This window comes from Pseudomonas sp. FW305-70, from assembly GCF_058783925.1.
The window spans coordinates 4,749-22,640 of record NZ_JBYSYZ010000046.1; the positions used below are offsets into that span (position 1 = coordinate 4,749).

Sequence of the window (17,892 nt, forward strand, 5' to 3'; positions counted from 1 at the left end):
GTAGAGCACGGGATTGTGACTCCCGTTGTCGTGGGTTCGATCCCCATCGTCCACCCCATATTTCGAAAGGCGCCAGATTAACAGTCTGGCGCCTTTGCTTTAACGGCTTCATCCGCGGATGTGGTGGAATTGGTAGACACACTGGATTTAGGTTCCAGCGCCGCGAGGCGTAAGAGTTCGAGTCTCTTCATCCGCACCAAATAAAGCTTCGATCAGGCTGTTGGCCTGGCTGGAGCTTGATAAAGAAGTTGTTTGGCTTCTTTAACAGGCAATATGGTGGGCGTAGCTCAGTTGGTAGAGCACGGGATTGTGACTCCCGTTGTCGTGGGTTCGATCCCCATCGTCCACCCCATATTTCGAAAGGCGCCAGATTGAAAAGTCTGGCGCCTTTTTTGTTTCGGCGGCCGCAAGTTCCGGGTCGCAGGGGCGGGGCGTTTCGTCGTATTTATGTTTCTCGATGATGCCGTCCTGTCCGCCGGTCCTGTGTGCGGGGCTGGCTGTCAGGGAGATGATTGGCGACCTCTTCTATATAGGAAGGGTCGGCGCAGAGCCCTGGCGTGATTGGTTGTATTTGCCATCGGGGCGAGGTGCACTCGTGCATTCGCCCCTATAAATTGCCTGCTGCTTTTTTACCCGTTTTCAGTAGGGTGACTTCTTGAGTTTGACCCACTAGAATGCATGCCCTTGATTCTGGGGTCGGAAACGGCCGGCTAACGTCTGTGCAACGAGGAATATCCATGCAAGTTTCTGTTGAAAATACTACTGCTCTTGAGCGCCGCATGAGCGTCACCGTGCCGGCTGAGCGCATCGAGAGCCAGGTCAACAAGCGTCTGCAGCAGACCGCCCAAAAGGCCAAGATTGCTGGCTTCCGTCCAGGCAAAGTGCCAATGAGCGAAATCAAGCGCCGTTTCGGTGCCGATGCTCGCCAGGAAGCTGTAGGCGACGTGATCCAGTCCTCCTTCTACGAAGCTGTGGTTGAGCAGAAGCTGAACCCGGCTGGTTCGCCATCGATCGAGCCAAAGTCCCTGGAAGCTGGCAAGGACCTGGAATACGTCGCTGTTTTCGAAGTGTTCCCTGAGTTCACTGTTGCCGGTTTTGACGGCATCACCGTCGAGCGTCTGAGCGCTGACGTGACTGACGCCGATCTGGACAAGATGCTGGAAATCCTGCGCAAGCAGAACACCCGTTTCGAAGTGGCCGATCGCGCTGCCCAGAACGAAGACCAGCTGAACATCGATTTCGTCGGCAAGGTCGACGGTGAAGTGTTCGCCGGCGGTTCCGCCAAGGGTACCCAGCTGGTCCTGGGTTCCGGCCGCATGATCCCTGGTTTCGAAGATGGCCTGGTTGGCGCCAAGGCCGGTGAAGAGCGCGTTCTGAACCTGACTTTCCCAGAGGACTATCAGAACCTGGACCTGGCTGGCAAAACCGCCGAGTTCACCGTGACTGTCAACACCGTTTCCGAGCCAAAGCTGCCAGAACTGACTGAAGAGTTCTTCGCTCAGTTCGGCATCAAGGAAACCGGTCTGGAAGGCTTCCGTGCCGAAGTTCGCAAGAACATGGAGCGCGAGCTGCGTCAGGCGATCAAATCCAAGGTCAAGAATCAGGTAATGGACGGTCTGCTGGCCACCAACCCGATCGAAGTGCCAAAGGCTCTGCTGTCCAACGAAGTTGACCGTCTGCGCGTGCAGGCTGTCCAGCAGTTCGGCGGCAACATCAAGCCTGACCAGCTGCCGGCCGAGCTGTTCGAAGAGCAAGCCAAGCGCCGCGTAGTGCTGGGCCTGATCGTGGCTGAAGTGGTCAAGCAGTTCGACCTCAAGCCAGACGAAACCCGCGTTCGCGAGATGATTCAGGAAATGGCTTCGGCCTATCAGGAGCCTGAGCAAGTTGTGTCCTGGTACTACAAAAACGACCAGCAACTGAACGAAGTTCGTTCGGTTGTGCTGGAAGAGCAAGTTGTGGATACTGTTCTGCAGAAAGCTAGCGTGACCGACAAATCGGTCTCTTACGAAGAAGCGGTCAAGCCGGTAGAAGCACCACAAGCCGACTGATCACTTTTGCGGTAAGAAGCAAACACCATAAGCCAGCCTTCGTGCTGGCTTATGCGTATTCAAGACATAACTATTTGGGAGTGACTGCAGAGCATGTTCCGTAATTCGTATATTCAGCAGAACTCTGATATCCAGGCCGCAGGCGGCCTGGTCCCGATGGTTGTCGAGCAGTCCGCTCGTGGCGAGCGCGCCTACGACATCTACTCGCGCCTGCTCAAGGAGCGAGTGATCTTTCTGGTTGGCCCGGTAGAGGACTACATGGCCAACCTGATCTGTGCGCAATTGCTGTTCCTTGAAGCGGAAAACCCGGACAAGGACATCCATCTCTATATCAACTCCCCGGGCGGTTCGGTGACGGCGGGCATGTCGATCTACGACACCATGCAGTTCATCAAGCCCAATGTGTCGACCACCTGTATCGGTCAGGCGTGCAGCATGGGCGCATTCCTGCTGACGGCTGGTGCCCAGGGCAAGCGTTACTGCCTGCCCAACTCGCGTGTGATGATTCACCAGCCACTGGGCGGTTTCCAGGGCCAGGCGTCGGATATCGAAATCCACGCCAAGGAAATCCTCTTCATTCGTGAGCGTCTCAACACGCTGATGGCCAAGCACAGCGGGCGCACGCTTGAAGAAATCGAGCGTGATACCAACCGCGATAATTTCATGAGTGCGGACGCTGCGCGTGAGTACGGGTTGATCGACGAAGTGATCAGTCAGCGCCCTGCTTAAAATAAGCAGCTCAAAATAAGGTTGGTCGGCGGGTCCGACACCTGCGGGCTTGAAAAAGCCCGCAATAGCCTTCATCTTGTGTTGCAAGCCTATCGGATTTGGATCGAACGAATGACTGACACCCGCAACGGCGAGGACAACGGCAAGCTGCTCTATTGCTCCTTCTGTGGCAAAAGCCAGCATGAAGTACGCAAATTGATTGCCGGCCCCTCGGTCTTTATCTGCGACGAGTGCGTCGACCTGTGCAATGACATCATCCGCGAGGAGGTGCAGGAAGCACAGGCCGAAAGCAGCGCGCATAAATTGCCTTCGCCTAAAGAAATCAGCGGCATCCTTGATCAGTATGTGATTGGTCAGGAGCGTGCGAAAAAGGTTCTGGCCGTAGCGGTGTACAACCACTACAAGCGCCTGAATCAGCGTGACAAAAAGAATGACGACGTCGAACTCGGCAAGAGCAACATCCTGCTGATCGGCCCGACAGGCTCGGGTAAGACCCTGCTTGCCGAAACCCTGGCCCGCTTGCTGAACGTTCCGTTCACCATCGCCGACGCAACCACCCTCACCGAGGCGGGTTACGTGGGTGAAGATGTCGAGAACATCATTCAGAAGCTGCTGCAGAAATGCGATTACGACGTGGAAAAAGCCCAGATGGGTATTGTCTACATCGATGAAATCGACAAGATTTCGCGCAAATCCGACAACCCGTCGATCACCCGGGACGTTTCCGGTGAAGGCGTGCAGCAGGCCCTGCTCAAGTTGATCGAAGGCACGGTCGCTTCCGTTCCGCCTCAAGGTGGTCGCAAGCATCCACAGCAGGAATTCCTTCAGGTCGACACCCGTAACATCCTGTTCATCTGCGGCGGTGCGTTCTCCGGTCTGGAAAAGGTTATTCAAAACCGTTCCACCAAGGGCGGTATCGGTTTCAACGCGGAAGTGCGCAGCAAGGAAGAAGGCAAGAAAGTCGGTGAGTCCCTGCGTGAAGTCGAGCCTGACGATCTGGTCAAGTTCGGTCTGATCCCGGAATTCGTCGGTCGTCTGCCGGTACTCGCGACGCTGGACGAGCTGGACGAGGCTGCGTTGATGCAGATCCTCACCGAGCCGAAAAATGCTCTGACCAAGCAGTATGCCAAGTTGTTCGAGATGGAAGGCGTTGATCTGGAATTCCGTTCCGACGCTCTGAAATCGGTCGCCAAACGTGCCCTGGAGCGTAAAACCGGTGCCCGTGGCCTGCGTTCGATTCTCGAAGGTGTATTGCTCGACACTATGTATGAAATCCCCTCGCAATCCGAGGTGAGCAAGGTAGTGATCGATGAAAGCGTGATAGAAGGCAAGTCCAAGCCACTGTATATCTATGAAAACAGTGAGCCGACCGCCAAGGCCGCGCCAGACGCTTAAGCGTCACGCAGCTTGAACAAAGAAGGGGCCTTCGGGCCCCTTTTCTTTTGTGGGAGCGTGGCTTGCCCGCGAAGACGGCCTTGCAATCGACTATTTTCTGAAGCTGCCACAGATTGCGGGCCGCAATCGGACAATCTTTTAAGTGGTACTTTTTATCCGCTTGTTTTTTTCCAAACTAGCCCCCATCTTGGTTTCAAGCTTACTTCCATCTGTTTACGGCCTTACGGCCGCCGTAGAGGCGAAATCATGAAGACCACCATCGAATTGCCTCTCCTGCCATTGCGTGATGTCGTGGTTTATCCGCACATGGTTATCCCGCTGTTCGTGGGGCGCGAGAAATCCATCGAAGCCCTCGAGGCTGCGATGACGGGTGACAAGCAGATTCTTCTGCTGGCCCAGAGAAACCCGGCTGACGACGATCCCGGTGAAGAGGCTCTGTACCGCGTTGGTACGATTGCCACCGTTCTGCAGCTGCTGAAGCTGCCTGACGGCACCGTCAAGGTCCTGGTCGAAGGTGAGCAGCGGGGCGCCGTTGAGCGCTTCAGCGAAGTGGACGGCCACTGCCGTGCTGAAGTCTCCCTGATCGACGAAGTTGATGCACCAGAGCGCGAGTCGGAAGTGTTCGTTCGCAGCCTGCTGTCCCAGTTCGAGCAATACGTGCAGTTGGGCAAGAAAGTCCCGGCTGAGGTCCTCTCGTCGCTAAACAGCATCGATGAGCCAGGCCGCCTGGTGGACACCATGGCTGCGCACATGGCCCTGAAGATCGAGCAGAAGCAGGAAATCCTCGAAATCATCGATCTGTCGGCCCGGGTCGAGCACGTTCTGGCGTTGCTCGATGCCGAGATCGATCTGCTGCAAGTCGAAAAACGCATTCGCGGCCGCGTCAAGAAGCAAATGGAGCGCAGTCAGCGCGAGTACTACCTGAACGAGCAGATGAAGGCCATTCAGAAAGAGCTCGGTGACAGCGACGAAGGTCATAACGAAGTCGAAGAGCTGAAAAAGCGTATCGACGCCGCCGGCCTGCCGAAAGACGCGCTGGCCAAGGCGACGGCCGAACTGAACAAGCTCAAGCAGATGTCACCGATGTCCGCGGAAGCAACCGTGGTGCGTTCGTACATCGACTGGCTGGTTCAGGTGCCGTGGAAGGCCCAGAGCAAGGTGCGCCTGGATCTGGCGCGTGCCGAAGACATTCTGGATGCCGACCACTATGGTCTCGAAGAAGTCAAAGAGCGCATCCTCGAATACCTCGCCGTGCAAAAACGCGTGAAGAAGATTCGTGGTCCGGTGCTGTGCCTGGTCGGTCCTCCGGGGGTGGGTAAAACATCCCTGGCGGAGTCGATTGCTCATGCCACCAACCGCAAGTTCGTACGCATGGCTCTCGGTGGCGTGCGTGACGAGGCGGAAATTCGTGGTCATCGCCGTACTTACATCGGTTCGATGCCAGGAAGATTGATTCAAAAGATGACAAAAGTGGGCGTGCGCAACCCGCTGTTCCTGCTCGATGAAATCGACAAAATGGGCAGCGATATGCGCGGCGATCCGGCATCGGCGTTGCTGGAAGTGCTCGATCCCGAGCAGAACCACAACTTCAACGATCACTATCTGGAAGTCGATTACGACCTGTCCGATGTGATGTTCCTGTGCACCTCCAACTCGATGAACATTCCGCCGGCGCTGCTGGACCGGATGGAAGTGATCCGTCTGCCTGGCTACACCGAAGACGAGAAGATCAACATCGCCGTGAAGTACCTTTCGCCGAAGCAGATCACTGCCAATGGATTGAAAAAAGGCGAGCTGGAATTCGACGCCGAAGCGATTCGCGACATCATCCGCTACTACACCCGTGAAGCCGGTGTGCGTGGCCTTGAGCGGCAGATTGCCAAGGTGTGCCGCAAGGCCGTCAAGGAACATGCGCTGGAAAAACGCTTCTCGGTGAAGGTCACCGCAGACATGCTGGAGCACTTCCTGGGCGTGCGTAAATTCCGTTATGGCCTGGCCGAGCAGCAGGATCAGATCGGCCAGGTGACCGGGCTGGCGTGGACTCAGGTGGGTGGCGAACTGCTGACCATCGAAGCCGCTGTGGTACCGGGCAAGGGCCAGTTGATCAAGACCGGTTCCCTGGGTGATGTGATGGTCGAGTCGATCACGGCCGCGTTGACCGTTGTTCGCAGTCGGGCGAAGAGCCTGGGCATTCCCCTGGACTTCCATGAGAAGCGCGACACGCATATCCATATGCCTGAAGGGGCAACCCCGAAAGACGGTCCTAGCGCTGGCGTGGGCATGTGTACGGCCCTGGTTTCGGCATTGACCGGCATTCCGGTACGCGCGGATGTCGCCATGACCGGCGAAATCACTTTGCGTGGCCAGGTGCTGGCCATTGGCGGCTTGAAAGAAAAACTGCTGGCTGCCCATCGTGGCGGGATCAAGACCGTGATCATTCCTGAAGAGAATGTGCGCGATCTCAAAGAGATTCCGGACAATATCAAGCAGGATCTACAGATTAAACCGGTTAAATGGATTGACGAGGTCCTGCAAATTGCGTTGCAATACGCGCCGGAGCCCTTGCCGGACGTGGCTCCGGAGATAGTCGCGAAGGATGAGAAACGCGACGCGGATTCTAAGGAAAGAATTAGCACGCATTAGTACGTATTTGCCTGGGGGGCTTCCTTGACAGTTTTTTAGAGCCCTTGTTATAAAGCGGCTCTTAAGTGTCTGTAGGCCATTCAGCACTCGTTTTTGCTTTCACCAAAAAAACTTAGAATCATACTCAAATAGATATAAGGGGACTTAGAGTGAACAAGTCGGAACTGATTGATGCTATCGCTGCATCCGCTGATATCCCGAAAGCTGCTGCTGGCCGTGCGCTGGACGCTGTAATCGAATCCGTCACTGGCGCTCTCAAGGCTGGCGACTCTGTTGTTCTGGTAGGTTTCGGTACTTTTTCCGTAACCGATCGTCCAGCTCGCATTGGTCGTAACCCACAGACCGGTAAGACGCTGGAAATCGCAGCAGCCAAAAAACCAGGTTTCAAAGCCGGTAAAGCACTGAAAGAAGCTGTCAACTAAGTTCGCTTCAGGTTTTTACCCATCCGGGTCGGGGTCATGCCTGACTTGGCAGCGGAGCGGCAGTCCTGACTGCAGGTCGCCGGTTCAAGACACCAAGGGTCGCCAGTTCGAGCCTTTGATCCGCTCCGCCAGTTACGAGAAGGCGCATCCTCGGATGCGCCTTTCTTCTATCCGGATTCTACCCACGCTCCACGGTTGCCTAATTTTGAAGTTCAACCGTTTCTGGGGGACGCATGCTGCAGAATATCAGGGACAATTCACAAGGCTGGATTGCCAAGACTATTATCGGGGTCATCGTTGCACTGATGGCCTTGACCGGTTTCGACGCCATTTTTCAGGCCACGACGAGCAAGAATGAAGCGGCGAAGGTCAATGGTGAAGAAATCAGCCAGAACGAGCTGAGCCAGGCGGTCGATATGCAACGCCGCCAGCTCATGCAACAGCTGGGCAAGGATTTCGATGCTTCCTTGCTGGATGAAAAAATGTTGCGCGAATCGGCTCTCAAGGGCCTGATCGATCGCAAGCTGCTGTTGCAAGGCGCAGAACAATCGAAGTTTGCCTTTTCCGAAGCGGCACTTGATCAGGTCATCCTGCAAACACCGGAATTTCAGGTTGATGGCAAGTTCAGCTCCGAGCGTTTCGACCAGGTGATTCGCCAGCTCGGCTATAGCCGCATGCAATTCCGCCAGATGCTGGCTCAGGAAATGCTGATTGGCCAGCTGCGTGCCGGTCTGGCCGGTAGCGGCTTCGTGACCGATGCGCAGGTGCTGGCATTTGCCCGTCTGGAAAAACAGACCCGCGATTTCGCTTCGCTGAACATCAAGGCTGACCCGTCGGCTGTGAAGCTGACCGACGAAGAGGTCAAGGCCTATTACGACGAGCACGCCAAGGAATTCATGACGCCGGATCAGGTGGTCATCGATTACCTCGAGTTGAAGAAGGCTTCCTTCTTCGACCAGGTCAGCGTCAGCGACGAAGACCTGCAAGCGGCCTATCAGAAAGAAATCGCGAACCTGTCCGAGCAACGCCGGGCTGCGCACATTCTGATTGAAGTGAACGACAAGACCACCGAGGCGCAAGCCAAGGCGAAGATCGAAGAGATCCAGGCCCGTCTGGCCAAGGGTGAGCAGTTCGAGGTGCTGGCCAAGGAGTTCTCCCAGGATCCGGGTTCGGCGAACAACGGCGGTGACCTGGGTTATGCCGGTCCTGGCGTCTACGACCCGGCGTTCGAAAAAGCCTTGTATTCGTTGGCCAAGGACCAGGTTTCGACGCCGGTTCGCACCGACTTCGGTTTCCACCTGATCAAGCTGTTGGGTGTGGAAGCGCCTGAAGTGCCAACTTTCGCCAGCCTGAAAGACAAGCTGACCCGCGCGCTGAAAACCCAGCAGGTCGAGCAGCGTTTCGTTGAGGCGAGCAAGCAGCTGGAAGACGCCTCGTTCGAAGCGTCCGATCTGGCTCAGCCGGCGCAGGACCTGAAACTGACCGTGCAGACGACCAAGCCGTTCGGCCGCGAAGGCGGAGAGGGTGTTGCAGCCAACCGCGCCGTGATCACTGCCGCGTTCAGCCCGGAAGTCCTGGATGAGGGTGCAAACAGCACCGCCATCGAGCTCGATCCGGAAACCGTGATCGTGTTGCGTGCCAAGGAGCACCTGAAGCCTTCGCAGCTGCCGCTGGAAAGTGTTTCTGCTGCGATCCGGGTACAGTTGGCCAAGGAGCACGCCAGCGCCGATGCCAAGACCAAGGCTGAAGCCTTGATTGCCAGCCTGCGCGATGGCAAGACCCCGCTGGATCAGGCAGTCGACGGCCAGGCCTGGAAAGTCACCGAAGCGGCGACTCGCGCTCAGGAAGGGGTCGACCCTGCTGTGCTGCAAGCGCTGTTCCGCATGGCGAAGCCTGTGGCCAAGGACAAGCCGACCTTCACGAGCGTGACGCTGGCGGATGGCAGCCTGATGATCGTGCGCCTCAATGGCGTGAACGAAGCAGCGGCACCGACCGAAGAAGAGAAAGCGCAGTATCGTCGCTACCTCGCTTCGCGCATCGGCCAGCAAGACTTTGCGGCGTATCGCAAGCAGCTGGAAAGCCAGGCAGACATCAAGAAATACTGATGCCTTTGCAGGTTTAGCGCTACACAGAAGACCCCGGCCGAAACGCCGGGGTCTTTTTGTTGTGCCGTACGTCATTTGCCGCGGTGACTTTTGTGCAAAACCGGGGTCAATCAGCCTGTAACCGTTTTAAGACACAATCGATACTCCGCTAAGCATCGATCTGTTGCACAATATGCCCCGAACCGTTTTCCTCAGGATGTTCAATGTTTAAATCATTTCCCATGCGGATTGTCGGCGTGGTTGCCGTGCTGGCCGTTGCAGCCGGTTGTTCATCGAACAAGGCTGCCATCTACGAGCATGAGAACTTCGACGATTCCGGCACCTTTTCCCGAAACTATCCGGTCACCGATATCCAGACCTGTGAAGCCGCCCGCCGCGCCTTGCTCAGCCAGGGTTACATCATCACCAGCAACGATCCGAAGCTGGTCAGCGGACACAAGAGCTTCCAGCAGACCGGCGAGAACCACATGGAGATCAGCTTCAATGTGGTGTGTGCCGATGACGGTAGTGAAGGGCACCACGCGACCGTGTTCGCCAATGCCCTGCAGGATCGTTATGCGCTGAAGAAAACCAACAACTCCGCCAGTCTTGGTGTGGGAGTGCTGGGCTCGGTGTCGATGCCGATCGGTTCTTCTGACGACTCGATGGTCAAGGTCGCCAGCGAAACCGTCTCGTCTGCCAAGTTCTACGAGCGTTTCTTTGCACTGGTCGAACTGTTCCTGCCGCCAGAAGCGAAAAAGGCTGCACACATCCCCGAAAAGCCGAAAACAGATCTGGGGATGCCTGAAGCCAAGGCAGTACCGGCTCCCCTGGCGCCTGCAGCGACCACTGCACCGACCGCAGAGCCAACCCCGGTGATCTCGGCGCCGGCTCCAGTGGAACCCGCTCCAGCGGCCTCTGAGCCGGTCATGCCGCCGCCTGAAGCGACACCGATTACCCCGGTGCAGAGCATGGATCCGGCACCGTCGGTAGAAACCATCACGCCACCGACAAATCCGACAGACATGCCGCCGCCGAGCGAGGCAATTCCGGCGATGCCTGTCACCGGCCAGTGATTGTTCGCGTTACGGGATCGGCCAACGAGTCACGATCCCGTAGCGAGCGCATGGATTGATCCGCGTCAAGCAAGGCCGCTGTCCTGCGGCCTCCCGCGAAAAAAACCAATGATAAATTCCTGACCAGCTGCTACGTTTTATTCAGTAGCGACGGAGTGTCGTGTCCGCGTCATTTTTCTTTCATGCGGACACCTTATGCTCAAGGCATTGGTCATTTGTTCTGACGTTTTTCAATACGGGTTGGGGGGATTCAAAGATGGACGATTATCAAGAAGAACTGCTCGAGTACCAGGCTTTCGAACTGGACCCGCTGGAGCCCGCAGAAGACGCCACCGAGCTTTAAGGCCCCAACTTGTCGCTTGCAGCTAAAGGCTTCAGGCTGTTTTTCTATGACTGCGGCGAAACTCGCCGGGTGTCTGCCCGTTCCAGCGTTTGAATGCGCGTTGAAACGCTTCGGCTGAGGCAAAGCCCAGCAGATAGGCGATTTCCCCGAACGCCAGTTCGGTGTCGCGTATGTAGGTCATGGCCAGATCGCGACGGGTTTCATTGAGGATTGCGCGAAATTGCGTGCCTTCCTCGGCAAGTTTGCGGCGCAGGGTCCAGGTGGGCAGCTTCAGGCGTGCCGCCACTTCTTCCAGGTCGGGTTCCCGGCCACCATTGAGCAAGGGGCCCAGCAGCGCGATGATGCGTTCTCGCAGGCTGCGGGTGCGTGTCAGTTGTTCCAGCTCCTGCTCACACAGTTGCAGCAAATGCCGCCAGGTGCTCGGGCAATGCTCGGGGTTGCGCTGGGCGAGGCTTGCCAGGTTCAAGCGCAGTTGATTGCGTTCGCTGCCAAACTGGATCGGACAGTCACCCAGGACGTCATAGGCCGTGCGGTAACCGGGTTCGTCGAATTCGATCTCGATACGTTCGGCGCGCAGCGGGATGGGGCTGACACTGGATAATTGCTGCAACCAGCCCGCAATGATCGAATCCACCACGAAGCGGTTGTAGGCGTTGTAGGGGCTGATCGAATAGAAGCGCAGCCAGGCACCCTGGGCGTCTTCGTGGAAGCTTGATTGGCCGCGATAATTGGAACCATACAAGGCTTCGAAGCGGATCAGGCAGCGTGCGGCTTCACGTACTGTGGGTGCCTGGGCAGCGGTGACCCCTGCGAGGCCGATCTGGCTCAGGCGACTGAGTTGACCCATGCGCAAGCCAAGGGCCGGGTTGTCGGTGAGTTGAATGGCGCCGTGGCCCAGGCGCATGTAGCGCGGTATTGACAGGCGGGCACCGGCCTCGCTCAGTCGCGCTGCATCGAGGCCGTATTGATCGAGCAGTGGCTGCGGATCGACGCCATGGCTGCGCACGGCATCGGCCAGGCTATGAACAAAGCCCACCGACAGATCGCCGAGGCGCATCGGCTGTGGTTTCATGGCTTACAACCAGAGGTTCAGCAAACGCGCACCCTGGGCGTTGCCGTCGGCAAACTGCTGGCCGTTGCGACTGAGGAAACTGTGCCCGGCGCTGCCCTGATCCCAGAACTGACCCCGCAGGAACACACTCATGCCAGCGACAGCCTGGCTGGCCGGTACCCGGGTCGTGAGGGTCAGACGCTGCCAGGCCTGGCCTTCGCTGACTTCTCCGGGCTTGAGGTTGACCGACGCCGGCTCCGATGCCCCCCTGTAGCCACGCCACGGCTGCTCCCAGGTGCCGCGGCCGGGAACAAAGGCCGGTACCGCAACCAGCTGTACGCTCTGGTCGTTGAGCTTGAGGTAGTTTTCCGGGTACCAGCTGTCGTGGCCGATCAATACGCCCAGCTTTCCTGCGGGGGTATCAACGACGTTGAGCGAGTGGTCGGCGTTCGCCTTGATCCCGTTCTGTTCTGCGAAGAACGGGTGCATCTGGCGCTGGGGCTGGCCGATCGGCAGGCCATCGTTGTTGAACACCACGCTGCTGTTGTACAGCGCGCCGCGACCGATTTTCAAGGTGCCGTCGATGATGCTCGGTTCGGGCAGCACGATGGAGCCGGCGACCAGCGTCACGTGGAATTCCCTGGCCAATCCTCCGAACAACGCCTGGTAGTCTCTGGCCATCGCCTTGGCTTTCATGCGCAGGTGGGCATCGTCCAGGCGGTTGCCACCCTCGGCGCTGATCAGCGCTCTGGCGAACTTGAGGGGATTGCTCACCGCCAGCCAGTTCATGGCCTCCTTGAGGGTGCTGGCCTGATACAACTCATCTTTTTCACCGCTGACCATCAGCCAGGTACCGACGTGTTCCGGCAACACGACGACGGTCTTGCCGTTCAACAAACCCTGGTCCCGGGCTGCTTGCAAATAGGCCGCGAGCTTGCGGTGCAAACGCTCGGGGCTTTGATAATCGGTAGGAAACAGTTCGGGCTGAATACCCAGCAGATTGCCACGATCGGCAGGCGTACCCTGGTCGACAGCCAGGTTGATCCGCAGGTCCGAAAGGTAGTGACCCACCGGCCGGTCCGCGGCCCACATCGCGTAGGTCGTGAGGGCGGCGAGCAACGCCATGGAGAATGTCAGGTACAAAAGTTTGCGCATGGGGACACAGTTTACAGCCTGGAGCCGGGCGTGGCTTTTCATTTGGAACCGGATTAAGCATAAAGGGAATCAAGGGCTTGGTGGGCAAATTTCACGCTGACGGTTTTATGCGGTCGGCGGCCTTTCTGCATCGAGATGCAGCAATGAATGACCGGGTTAAACGCGAGGGGAATTGAGGGGGAGGGGGGGCACCGGTCAGCCACCATTTTGCTCGACCGGCCGGCACGAGAACGTTAGTTGGTGACCAGCAGTTCCGGGCCGAGGTAGTCGTTGATCTGGTCGATATCGTCGTCGCCCAGGCTGCCCACCGAAGAAGCCAGGCGCAGACGCGACATCAAATAGCGCAACTTGGCATCGAACAGGTCGTGACGCGCAACGAAGAGCAGTTCTTCGGCATTGAGGACGTCCGAGTTGGTGCTGGTGCCGCCTTCCTTGAAGCCCTTGCGTGTCGATGCCAGTGAGCGTTCGTTGGACGCTACTGCCTTCTCCAGGGCGCGAATGCGTTTGGCGCCGCTGAGTATGCCTTGATACTCACGGGTGGTTCCGGTGATGACTTCCTGACGCGCGGCATCAAGCTCATTCAGGGCCTTGTCGCTATTGGCGCTGGCCTGGCGCGTCAGTGCGCTGACGCCGCCACCGCTGTACAGCGGGATATTGACTTCCAGCCCGATCGAGCCGTAGTGGTTGCGTTGGTTCAGCTCGGAGAGCGATTGGCTCTCACCCGCGGTGTAGCCGGCGATGAAATCCAGTGTTGGCCAGTGGCCGGCGCTGGCGCGCTTCACTTCTTCTGCGGCAAGGTCGCGGCTATAGCGGCGCGCATGGATCAGCGGGCTGTCGGTCTGGGCTTTGACCAGCCAGTCCTGCAGGTTGCTCGGCAGCAGCGGCGGTGTGTCGAAGCTCGGACGCAAGGTGGTCAGCGATTCGGGCGTTTCACCGATATATTCCTCAAGCTTGGCACGCGCGTTGACCAGATTGTCCTGCGCTTCGATCACTTCGGCTTCGGCGAGGTCGCGGCGGGCGGCCGACTCGTCGATGTCGGTGATGGTGCCGGCCCCCAACTCCATACGCCGTTTCGCCGAGGCGAGTTGCTCGTCGAATGCGTTCAGCTTGGACTTGGCCAGGGTGATGGTTTCGCTGGCCAGGAGCACGTCGAAATAGCTTTCGGCCAGGCGCACCGCGGCGTCCTGGCTCTTGGCATCGAATACCGCGTTGCTGTAGTCGGCACGCTGCTGACCCTGGCGGTACTCAGCCATCTTCTGTTTGTTGAACAACGGCTGGCGCAGGCGCACGTTGGCGCCCTTGGAGTCGTAGTGCAGATCCCTCTCGATGCCGCTCTGGCTTTGGGAGCCGTTGACCTTGTTGTTGTAGGCCGAGGCGTTGATCTGCGGCAGCAGGCCGGCCTTGCCGATGGCGCGGTTTTCGCCGCCGGCTTGTTTTTCATGCACGGCGGCCTGGTAGATAGGGCCCTGGTACTGCAACAGATCCCAGGCTTGCTTGAGGTCCATGGCGTCAGCCGGCAGGGCCAACCCCAACAAGCAGAAGAGCAGGCAATGACGTTCCATTTCATTGTTCCTTGAATGAGCTGTCCACGCGTTCGAGCATTGGTTTAAGAAGATAGCTCAACATGTTGCGTTCGCCGGTCTTGATGGTGACGGTGGCGGGCATGCCGGGGCGAATGTGATTGGTGCCGAGCAGGTTCATGCCGTCGGGCGTGACTTCCACCTGGGCCAGATAGAAGGGTTGTTTGCTTTCTTCGTCCATCAGGCGGTCGGCGGAGATGGTCAGCACGCGCCCCGGGATGTTTGGCGTCTGGGCATGGTTGAAGGCCGGGAAGGAAATGTCCACGGGCAAGTCGGGGACCATCTTGTCGATCGCTTGCACGGGAATCATCGCGTCGACTTGCAACGGTTCGTTGAGCGGAACGATTTCCATGATCTTGAAGCCGGGCTGAATGACCCCGCCGACGGTGGCAATGCTCAGGCCCTGGACCATGCCATCGATTGGCGAGCGAATCACCGTGTGGGTCACTTCATAGTCGAGTGCGCGCAAGCGGTCGGCCAGGGTGGTGTTTTCCTTGGCGGTTTCAGTCAACTGCGATTCGACTTCCTTGAGGTAATCGTGCTGGCGCTGGAGGATGCGCAGCTTGATTTCGGTGGTCTGGCTACGCACGCGGGCGATGTTGTTGAGGTTCTCGGCCTGGCCGGCAGCGAGGTCGGCGTTGCTGCGTTCCAGCTCGAGCAGGCGGTTGCGCGGCACATAGCCTTCAGCCGACAGCACGCGGGTGCCCTGCAGTTCCTGATTGAGGAAACCGATCTGCGAGGCGCGGGCGCTGTAGACCTGCTGCAGGCCCTTGAGCTGCACTGCCGACGCTGCCAGGTTCTCCTGCAGGATGCTGATTTCGCCAGCGAGTCCCGCGCGGCGGGTGTCCAGCAGGCGCTGCTGCAGGTCCATGGCGGCCTCCAGGCGGTAGTCACCCTTGAAGCGCTTGAGCAGCTCGGGATCGTAGGTCACTACATCGCGACCGTCCCGTTCCGCTTCCAGGCGGTTTTCCACGGTCTTGCTGACGATGTACTGGGCGCTGATCGCACCCTCTTCGGCAGCGGCCCGCAACGAGTCGAGGCGGACCACTTCCTGTCCTTTTTTCACCAAATCGCCTTCGCGAACGAGAATGGCCTCCACGGTACCGCCGGTGAGGTGCTGTACGGCTTTGCGATTGTTGGTGACTTTGACCGTGCCGGTCGCGACCACGCCGGCATCCAGTGGTGCCAGCCAGGACCACAGGAGGAAGCCGCCGAAACCGGCGAGCACCAGCCACACGCCCCATCGCGCGGGTCTGCCGACGTCCAGGTCTACCACGCTGCGGGGATCGGCAGGAATCATCTCGGTGTGTTGGCTCATTTGCATGATCGGTCACTCCCGTGCTTTGACGGAGGCCAGCGGGGTCGACGCGCCTGCCGGCATCACACTGGCCTTGCGCAGCGCTGCGAATACTTCATCGCGCGTGCCGAGCATCTGCACGCCGCCGTCACGCAGCATCAGCACCTTGTCGACGGCGCAGAGTACGTTGGGACGGTGGGAAATCAGGACGACGGTGGCGCCACGGCCCTTGAGTTCGGCCAGCGCATCGACCAGGGCCTTTTCGCCGACGTCATCGAGGTTGGCGTTCGGCTCATCCAACACGATCAGATTGGGCTCGCCATACAGTGCGCGGGCCAAGGCAATGCGCTGCTTCTGGCCGCCGGAAAGCGGGCTGCCATCGGTGCCCAGGCGGGTGTCATAACCCTGCGGAAAACGCAGGATCATCTCGTGCACGCCGGTGCTCTTGGCGGCGCGGATGACCGCTTCACTGTCCACTTCGCCAAAACGCGCAATATTGTCGGCGATGTTGCCCTCGAACAGCTCCACGTCCTGTGGCAGATAACCGAGCCAGGGGCCGAGTTCGCCCTTGTTCCAGGTGAATATGTCCGCGCCGTCCAGGCGCACCTTGCCGGCCTGCGCCGGCCAGACCCCGACCAGCAGGCGGGCGAGGGTGGATTTGCCCGAGGCGGACGGGCCGATGATGCCAAGGCTTTCACCGGGGACCAGGCTGAAGCCCACGCCGCGCAGAATCGTGTTGTTGGTACCAGGGGCACCGGCATACACATTCTCCACTGCCAGCATGCCCTGCGGCCGCTGCAGCGACATGCTCGGTGGTCGGCGTGGATAGTCTTGCAACATCTCGTTGAGCCGGCCCCAGGCCGAACGGCAGCCGAGCAGTTGCTTCCACGATGCGATGACCTGTTCCACCGGGCCCAGTGCACGGCCGGTGAGGATCGAGCAGGCAATCATCATCCCCGGGGTGATCTTGCCTTCGATCGCCAGCAGCGCGCCGGCACCGAGGATCAGTGACTGCAGCGTGATACGCACGAAGCGTCCGGTGCTGCTGATCAAGGCGGCGCGGTCGGAGGCCAGGGTCTGCATTTCCAGGATGCGCAAATGGCTATTGAACCAGCGCTTGCTGATCGACGGCAGCATGCCCATGGCCTCGATGACCTCGGCATTGCGCAGGTTGTTGTTGGCGTATTGGGCTGAGGACATGGCGGCCTGATTGGCTTCGGCCAGCGGCTTCTGCGTCGACTTTTCTGTGAGATAAGCCAGGCCTATCAGAATCAGGGAACCGATCAGCGTGATCAGCCCGAGTATCGGGTGGATCAGATAGGCGACCAACAGGTAGATCGGCGTCCACGGTGCATCGAAGAAGGCGAACAGGGAGTTGCCGGTGACGAACTGACGAACCTGGGAGAGGTCTTGCAGGGCCTGGGCCGGATTACCTCCGGCGCGGTTCAGGTTACGTTCGAAGGCAGCGTTGAAAACGCGTCGGTTGAGGTCCATGTCGAGGCAGTTACCGACCCGGATCAGCACCTTGGTGCGGACCATTTCCAGCGTGGACATCAACAGGAAAAGACCCACCACCAGAACCGTCAGCATCGTCAGCGTCGTAACGTTGCGACTGACCAGGGCTCGATCATAGACCTGCAGCATATAAATAGCTGGCGTCAACATCATGACGTTTATGACGCCGCTGAACGCTGCCAGCGAATAAAAGCTGCGCCGCAGGCGAAACAGCGCGTCGGCCAGTTCGGAACGGATGCTCGACTGCTTGGGCATGGTGATCCTCCCACTTCGAAAAGGCGGTTGCCCTTGGGGCGCAACAGCTAACAGTAAATGTAGTCCGTTAAACGACTTATGCACGCGCAGGCTGGTCGCTCTGTGAATGGCGAGTCTTCCGAAATCTCTGCGTTGCTCCTTATGCAGGAGCGTAGGTCGCGCTGAAACAGTTCGAAATAACGTTTCGCTCTATACCTGCACTCAACTTTCTATATGTCGTTTAAAAACAGCTAGTTGTGATGGCTAGAGCCGGTCGTCTGTTTTAATGACGGAGTATTGACAAAGATATGCTATGGAAC

At 58.4% G+C, this 17,892-nt stretch carries 12 protein-coding genes and 3 tRNA genes (1 of these 15 cut by a window edge); 10 read left to right on the forward strand and 5 right to left on the reverse strand.

What is annotated here, in order from left to right:
* The 10 genes from AC3WN7_RS24775 to AC3WN7_RS24820 form a co-directional block, all read left to right on the forward strand.
* Window positions 1-58: transfer RNA gene (locus AC3WN7_RS24775), tRNA-His, on the forward strand; it begins 118 nt to the left of the window's first position.
* A 56-nt stretch (window positions 59-114) separates the two neighbouring features.
* Window positions 115-199: transfer RNA gene (locus tag AC3WN7_RS24780), tRNA-Leu, on the forward strand.
* A 77-nt stretch (window positions 200-276) separates the two neighbouring features.
* A tRNA-His gene (locus tag AC3WN7_RS24785) sits at window positions 277-352 on the forward strand.
* A 385-nt stretch (window positions 353-737) separates the two neighbouring features.
* Complete coding sequence (tig, locus tag AC3WN7_RS24790) at window positions 738-2,048, forward strand: trigger factor (protein WP_095967385.1); 1,311 nt, start codon at window positions 738-740, stop codon at window positions 2,046-2,048.
* 93 nt (window positions 2,049-2,141) lie between these two features.
* The gene (gene clpP, locus AC3WN7_RS24795; RefSeq protein ID WP_015094302.1) at window positions 2,142-2,777 is read left to right on the forward strand and encodes an ATP-dependent Clp endopeptidase proteolytic subunit ClpP; all 636 of its coding nucleotides are present in this window, start codon (window positions 2,142-2,144) and stop codon (window positions 2,775-2,777) included.
* Between the two features lie 111 nt (window positions 2,778-2,888).
* A complete protein-coding gene (gene clpX / locus AC3WN7_RS24800) occupies window positions 2,889-4,172 on the forward strand; it encodes an ATP-dependent Clp protease ATP-binding subunit ClpX (RefSeq protein ID WP_007982210.1) in 1,284 nt (427 codons plus the stop codon).
* Between the two features lie 246 nt (window positions 4,173-4,418).
* Window positions 4,419-6,815: an endopeptidase La gene (lon, locus tag AC3WN7_RS24805; protein ID WP_015094303.1), complete on the forward strand. Its 2,397-nt coding sequence runs from the start codon at window positions 4,419-4,421 to the stop codon at window positions 6,813-6,815.
* A gap of 149 nt (window positions 6,816-6,964) precedes the next feature.
* Window positions 6,965-7,237 carry an HU family DNA-binding protein gene (locus AC3WN7_RS24810; protein ID WP_002552737.1) on the forward strand — a complete coding sequence of 91 codons (273 nt, stop codon included), beginning with the start codon at window positions 6,965-6,967 and terminating at the stop codon, window positions 7,235-7,237.
* A 233-nt stretch (window positions 7,238-7,470) separates the two neighbouring features.
* Window positions 7,471-9,342 carry a SurA N-terminal domain-containing protein gene (locus AC3WN7_RS24815; RefSeq protein WP_095967384.1) on the forward strand — a complete coding sequence of 624 codons (1,872 nt, stop codon included), beginning with the start codon at window positions 7,471-7,473 and terminating at the stop codon, window positions 9,340-9,342.
* Window positions 9,343-9,545: 203 nt separating this feature from the next.
* The gene (locus AC3WN7_RS24820; protein WP_095967383.1) at window positions 9,546-10,397 is read left to right on the forward strand and encodes a DUF2242 domain-containing protein; all 852 of its coding nucleotides are present in this window, start codon (window positions 9,546-9,548) and stop codon (window positions 10,395-10,397) included.
* A gap of 374 nt (window positions 10,398-10,771) precedes the next feature.
* Here the strand turns inward: AC3WN7_RS24820 and AC3WN7_RS24825 are convergent, their stop codons facing one another.
* The 5 genes from AC3WN7_RS24825 to AC3WN7_RS24845 all read right to left on the reverse strand — a co-directional run bounded on the left by AC3WN7_RS24825 (window position 10,772) and on the right by AC3WN7_RS24845 (window position 17,593).
* A complete protein-coding gene (locus tag AC3WN7_RS24825; RefSeq protein ID WP_095967382.1) occupies window positions 10,772-11,812 on the reverse strand; it encodes an AraC family transcriptional regulator in 1,041 nt (346 codons plus the stop codon).
* Between the two features lie 3 nt (window positions 11,813-11,815).
* Window positions 11,816-12,946, reverse strand: a complete 1,131-nt coding sequence (locus tag AC3WN7_RS24830; RefSeq protein WP_095967381.1) for a carbon-nitrogen hydrolase family protein — start codon at window positions 12,944-12,946, stop codon at window positions 11,816-11,818.
* A 233-nt stretch (window positions 12,947-13,179) separates the two neighbouring features.
* The gene (locus AC3WN7_RS24835) at window positions 13,180-14,508 is read right to left on the reverse strand and encodes a TolC family outer membrane protein (RefSeq protein ID WP_095967380.1); all 1,329 of its coding nucleotides are present in this window, start codon (window positions 14,506-14,508) and stop codon (window positions 13,180-13,182) included.
* A 1-nt stretch (window position 14,509) separates the two neighbouring features.
* The gene (locus AC3WN7_RS24840; RefSeq protein ID WP_095967379.1) at window positions 14,510-15,850 is read right to left on the reverse strand and encodes an HlyD family type I secretion periplasmic adaptor subunit; all 1,341 of its coding nucleotides are present in this window, start codon (window positions 15,848-15,850) and stop codon (window positions 14,510-14,512) included.
* Window positions 15,851-15,856: 6 nt separating this feature from the next.
* A complete protein-coding gene (locus tag AC3WN7_RS24845) occupies window positions 15,857-17,593 on the reverse strand; it encodes a type I secretion system permease/ATPase (protein WP_095967378.1) in 1,737 nt (578 codons plus the stop codon).
* Between the last annotated feature and the right edge of the window lie 299 nt (window positions 17,594-17,892).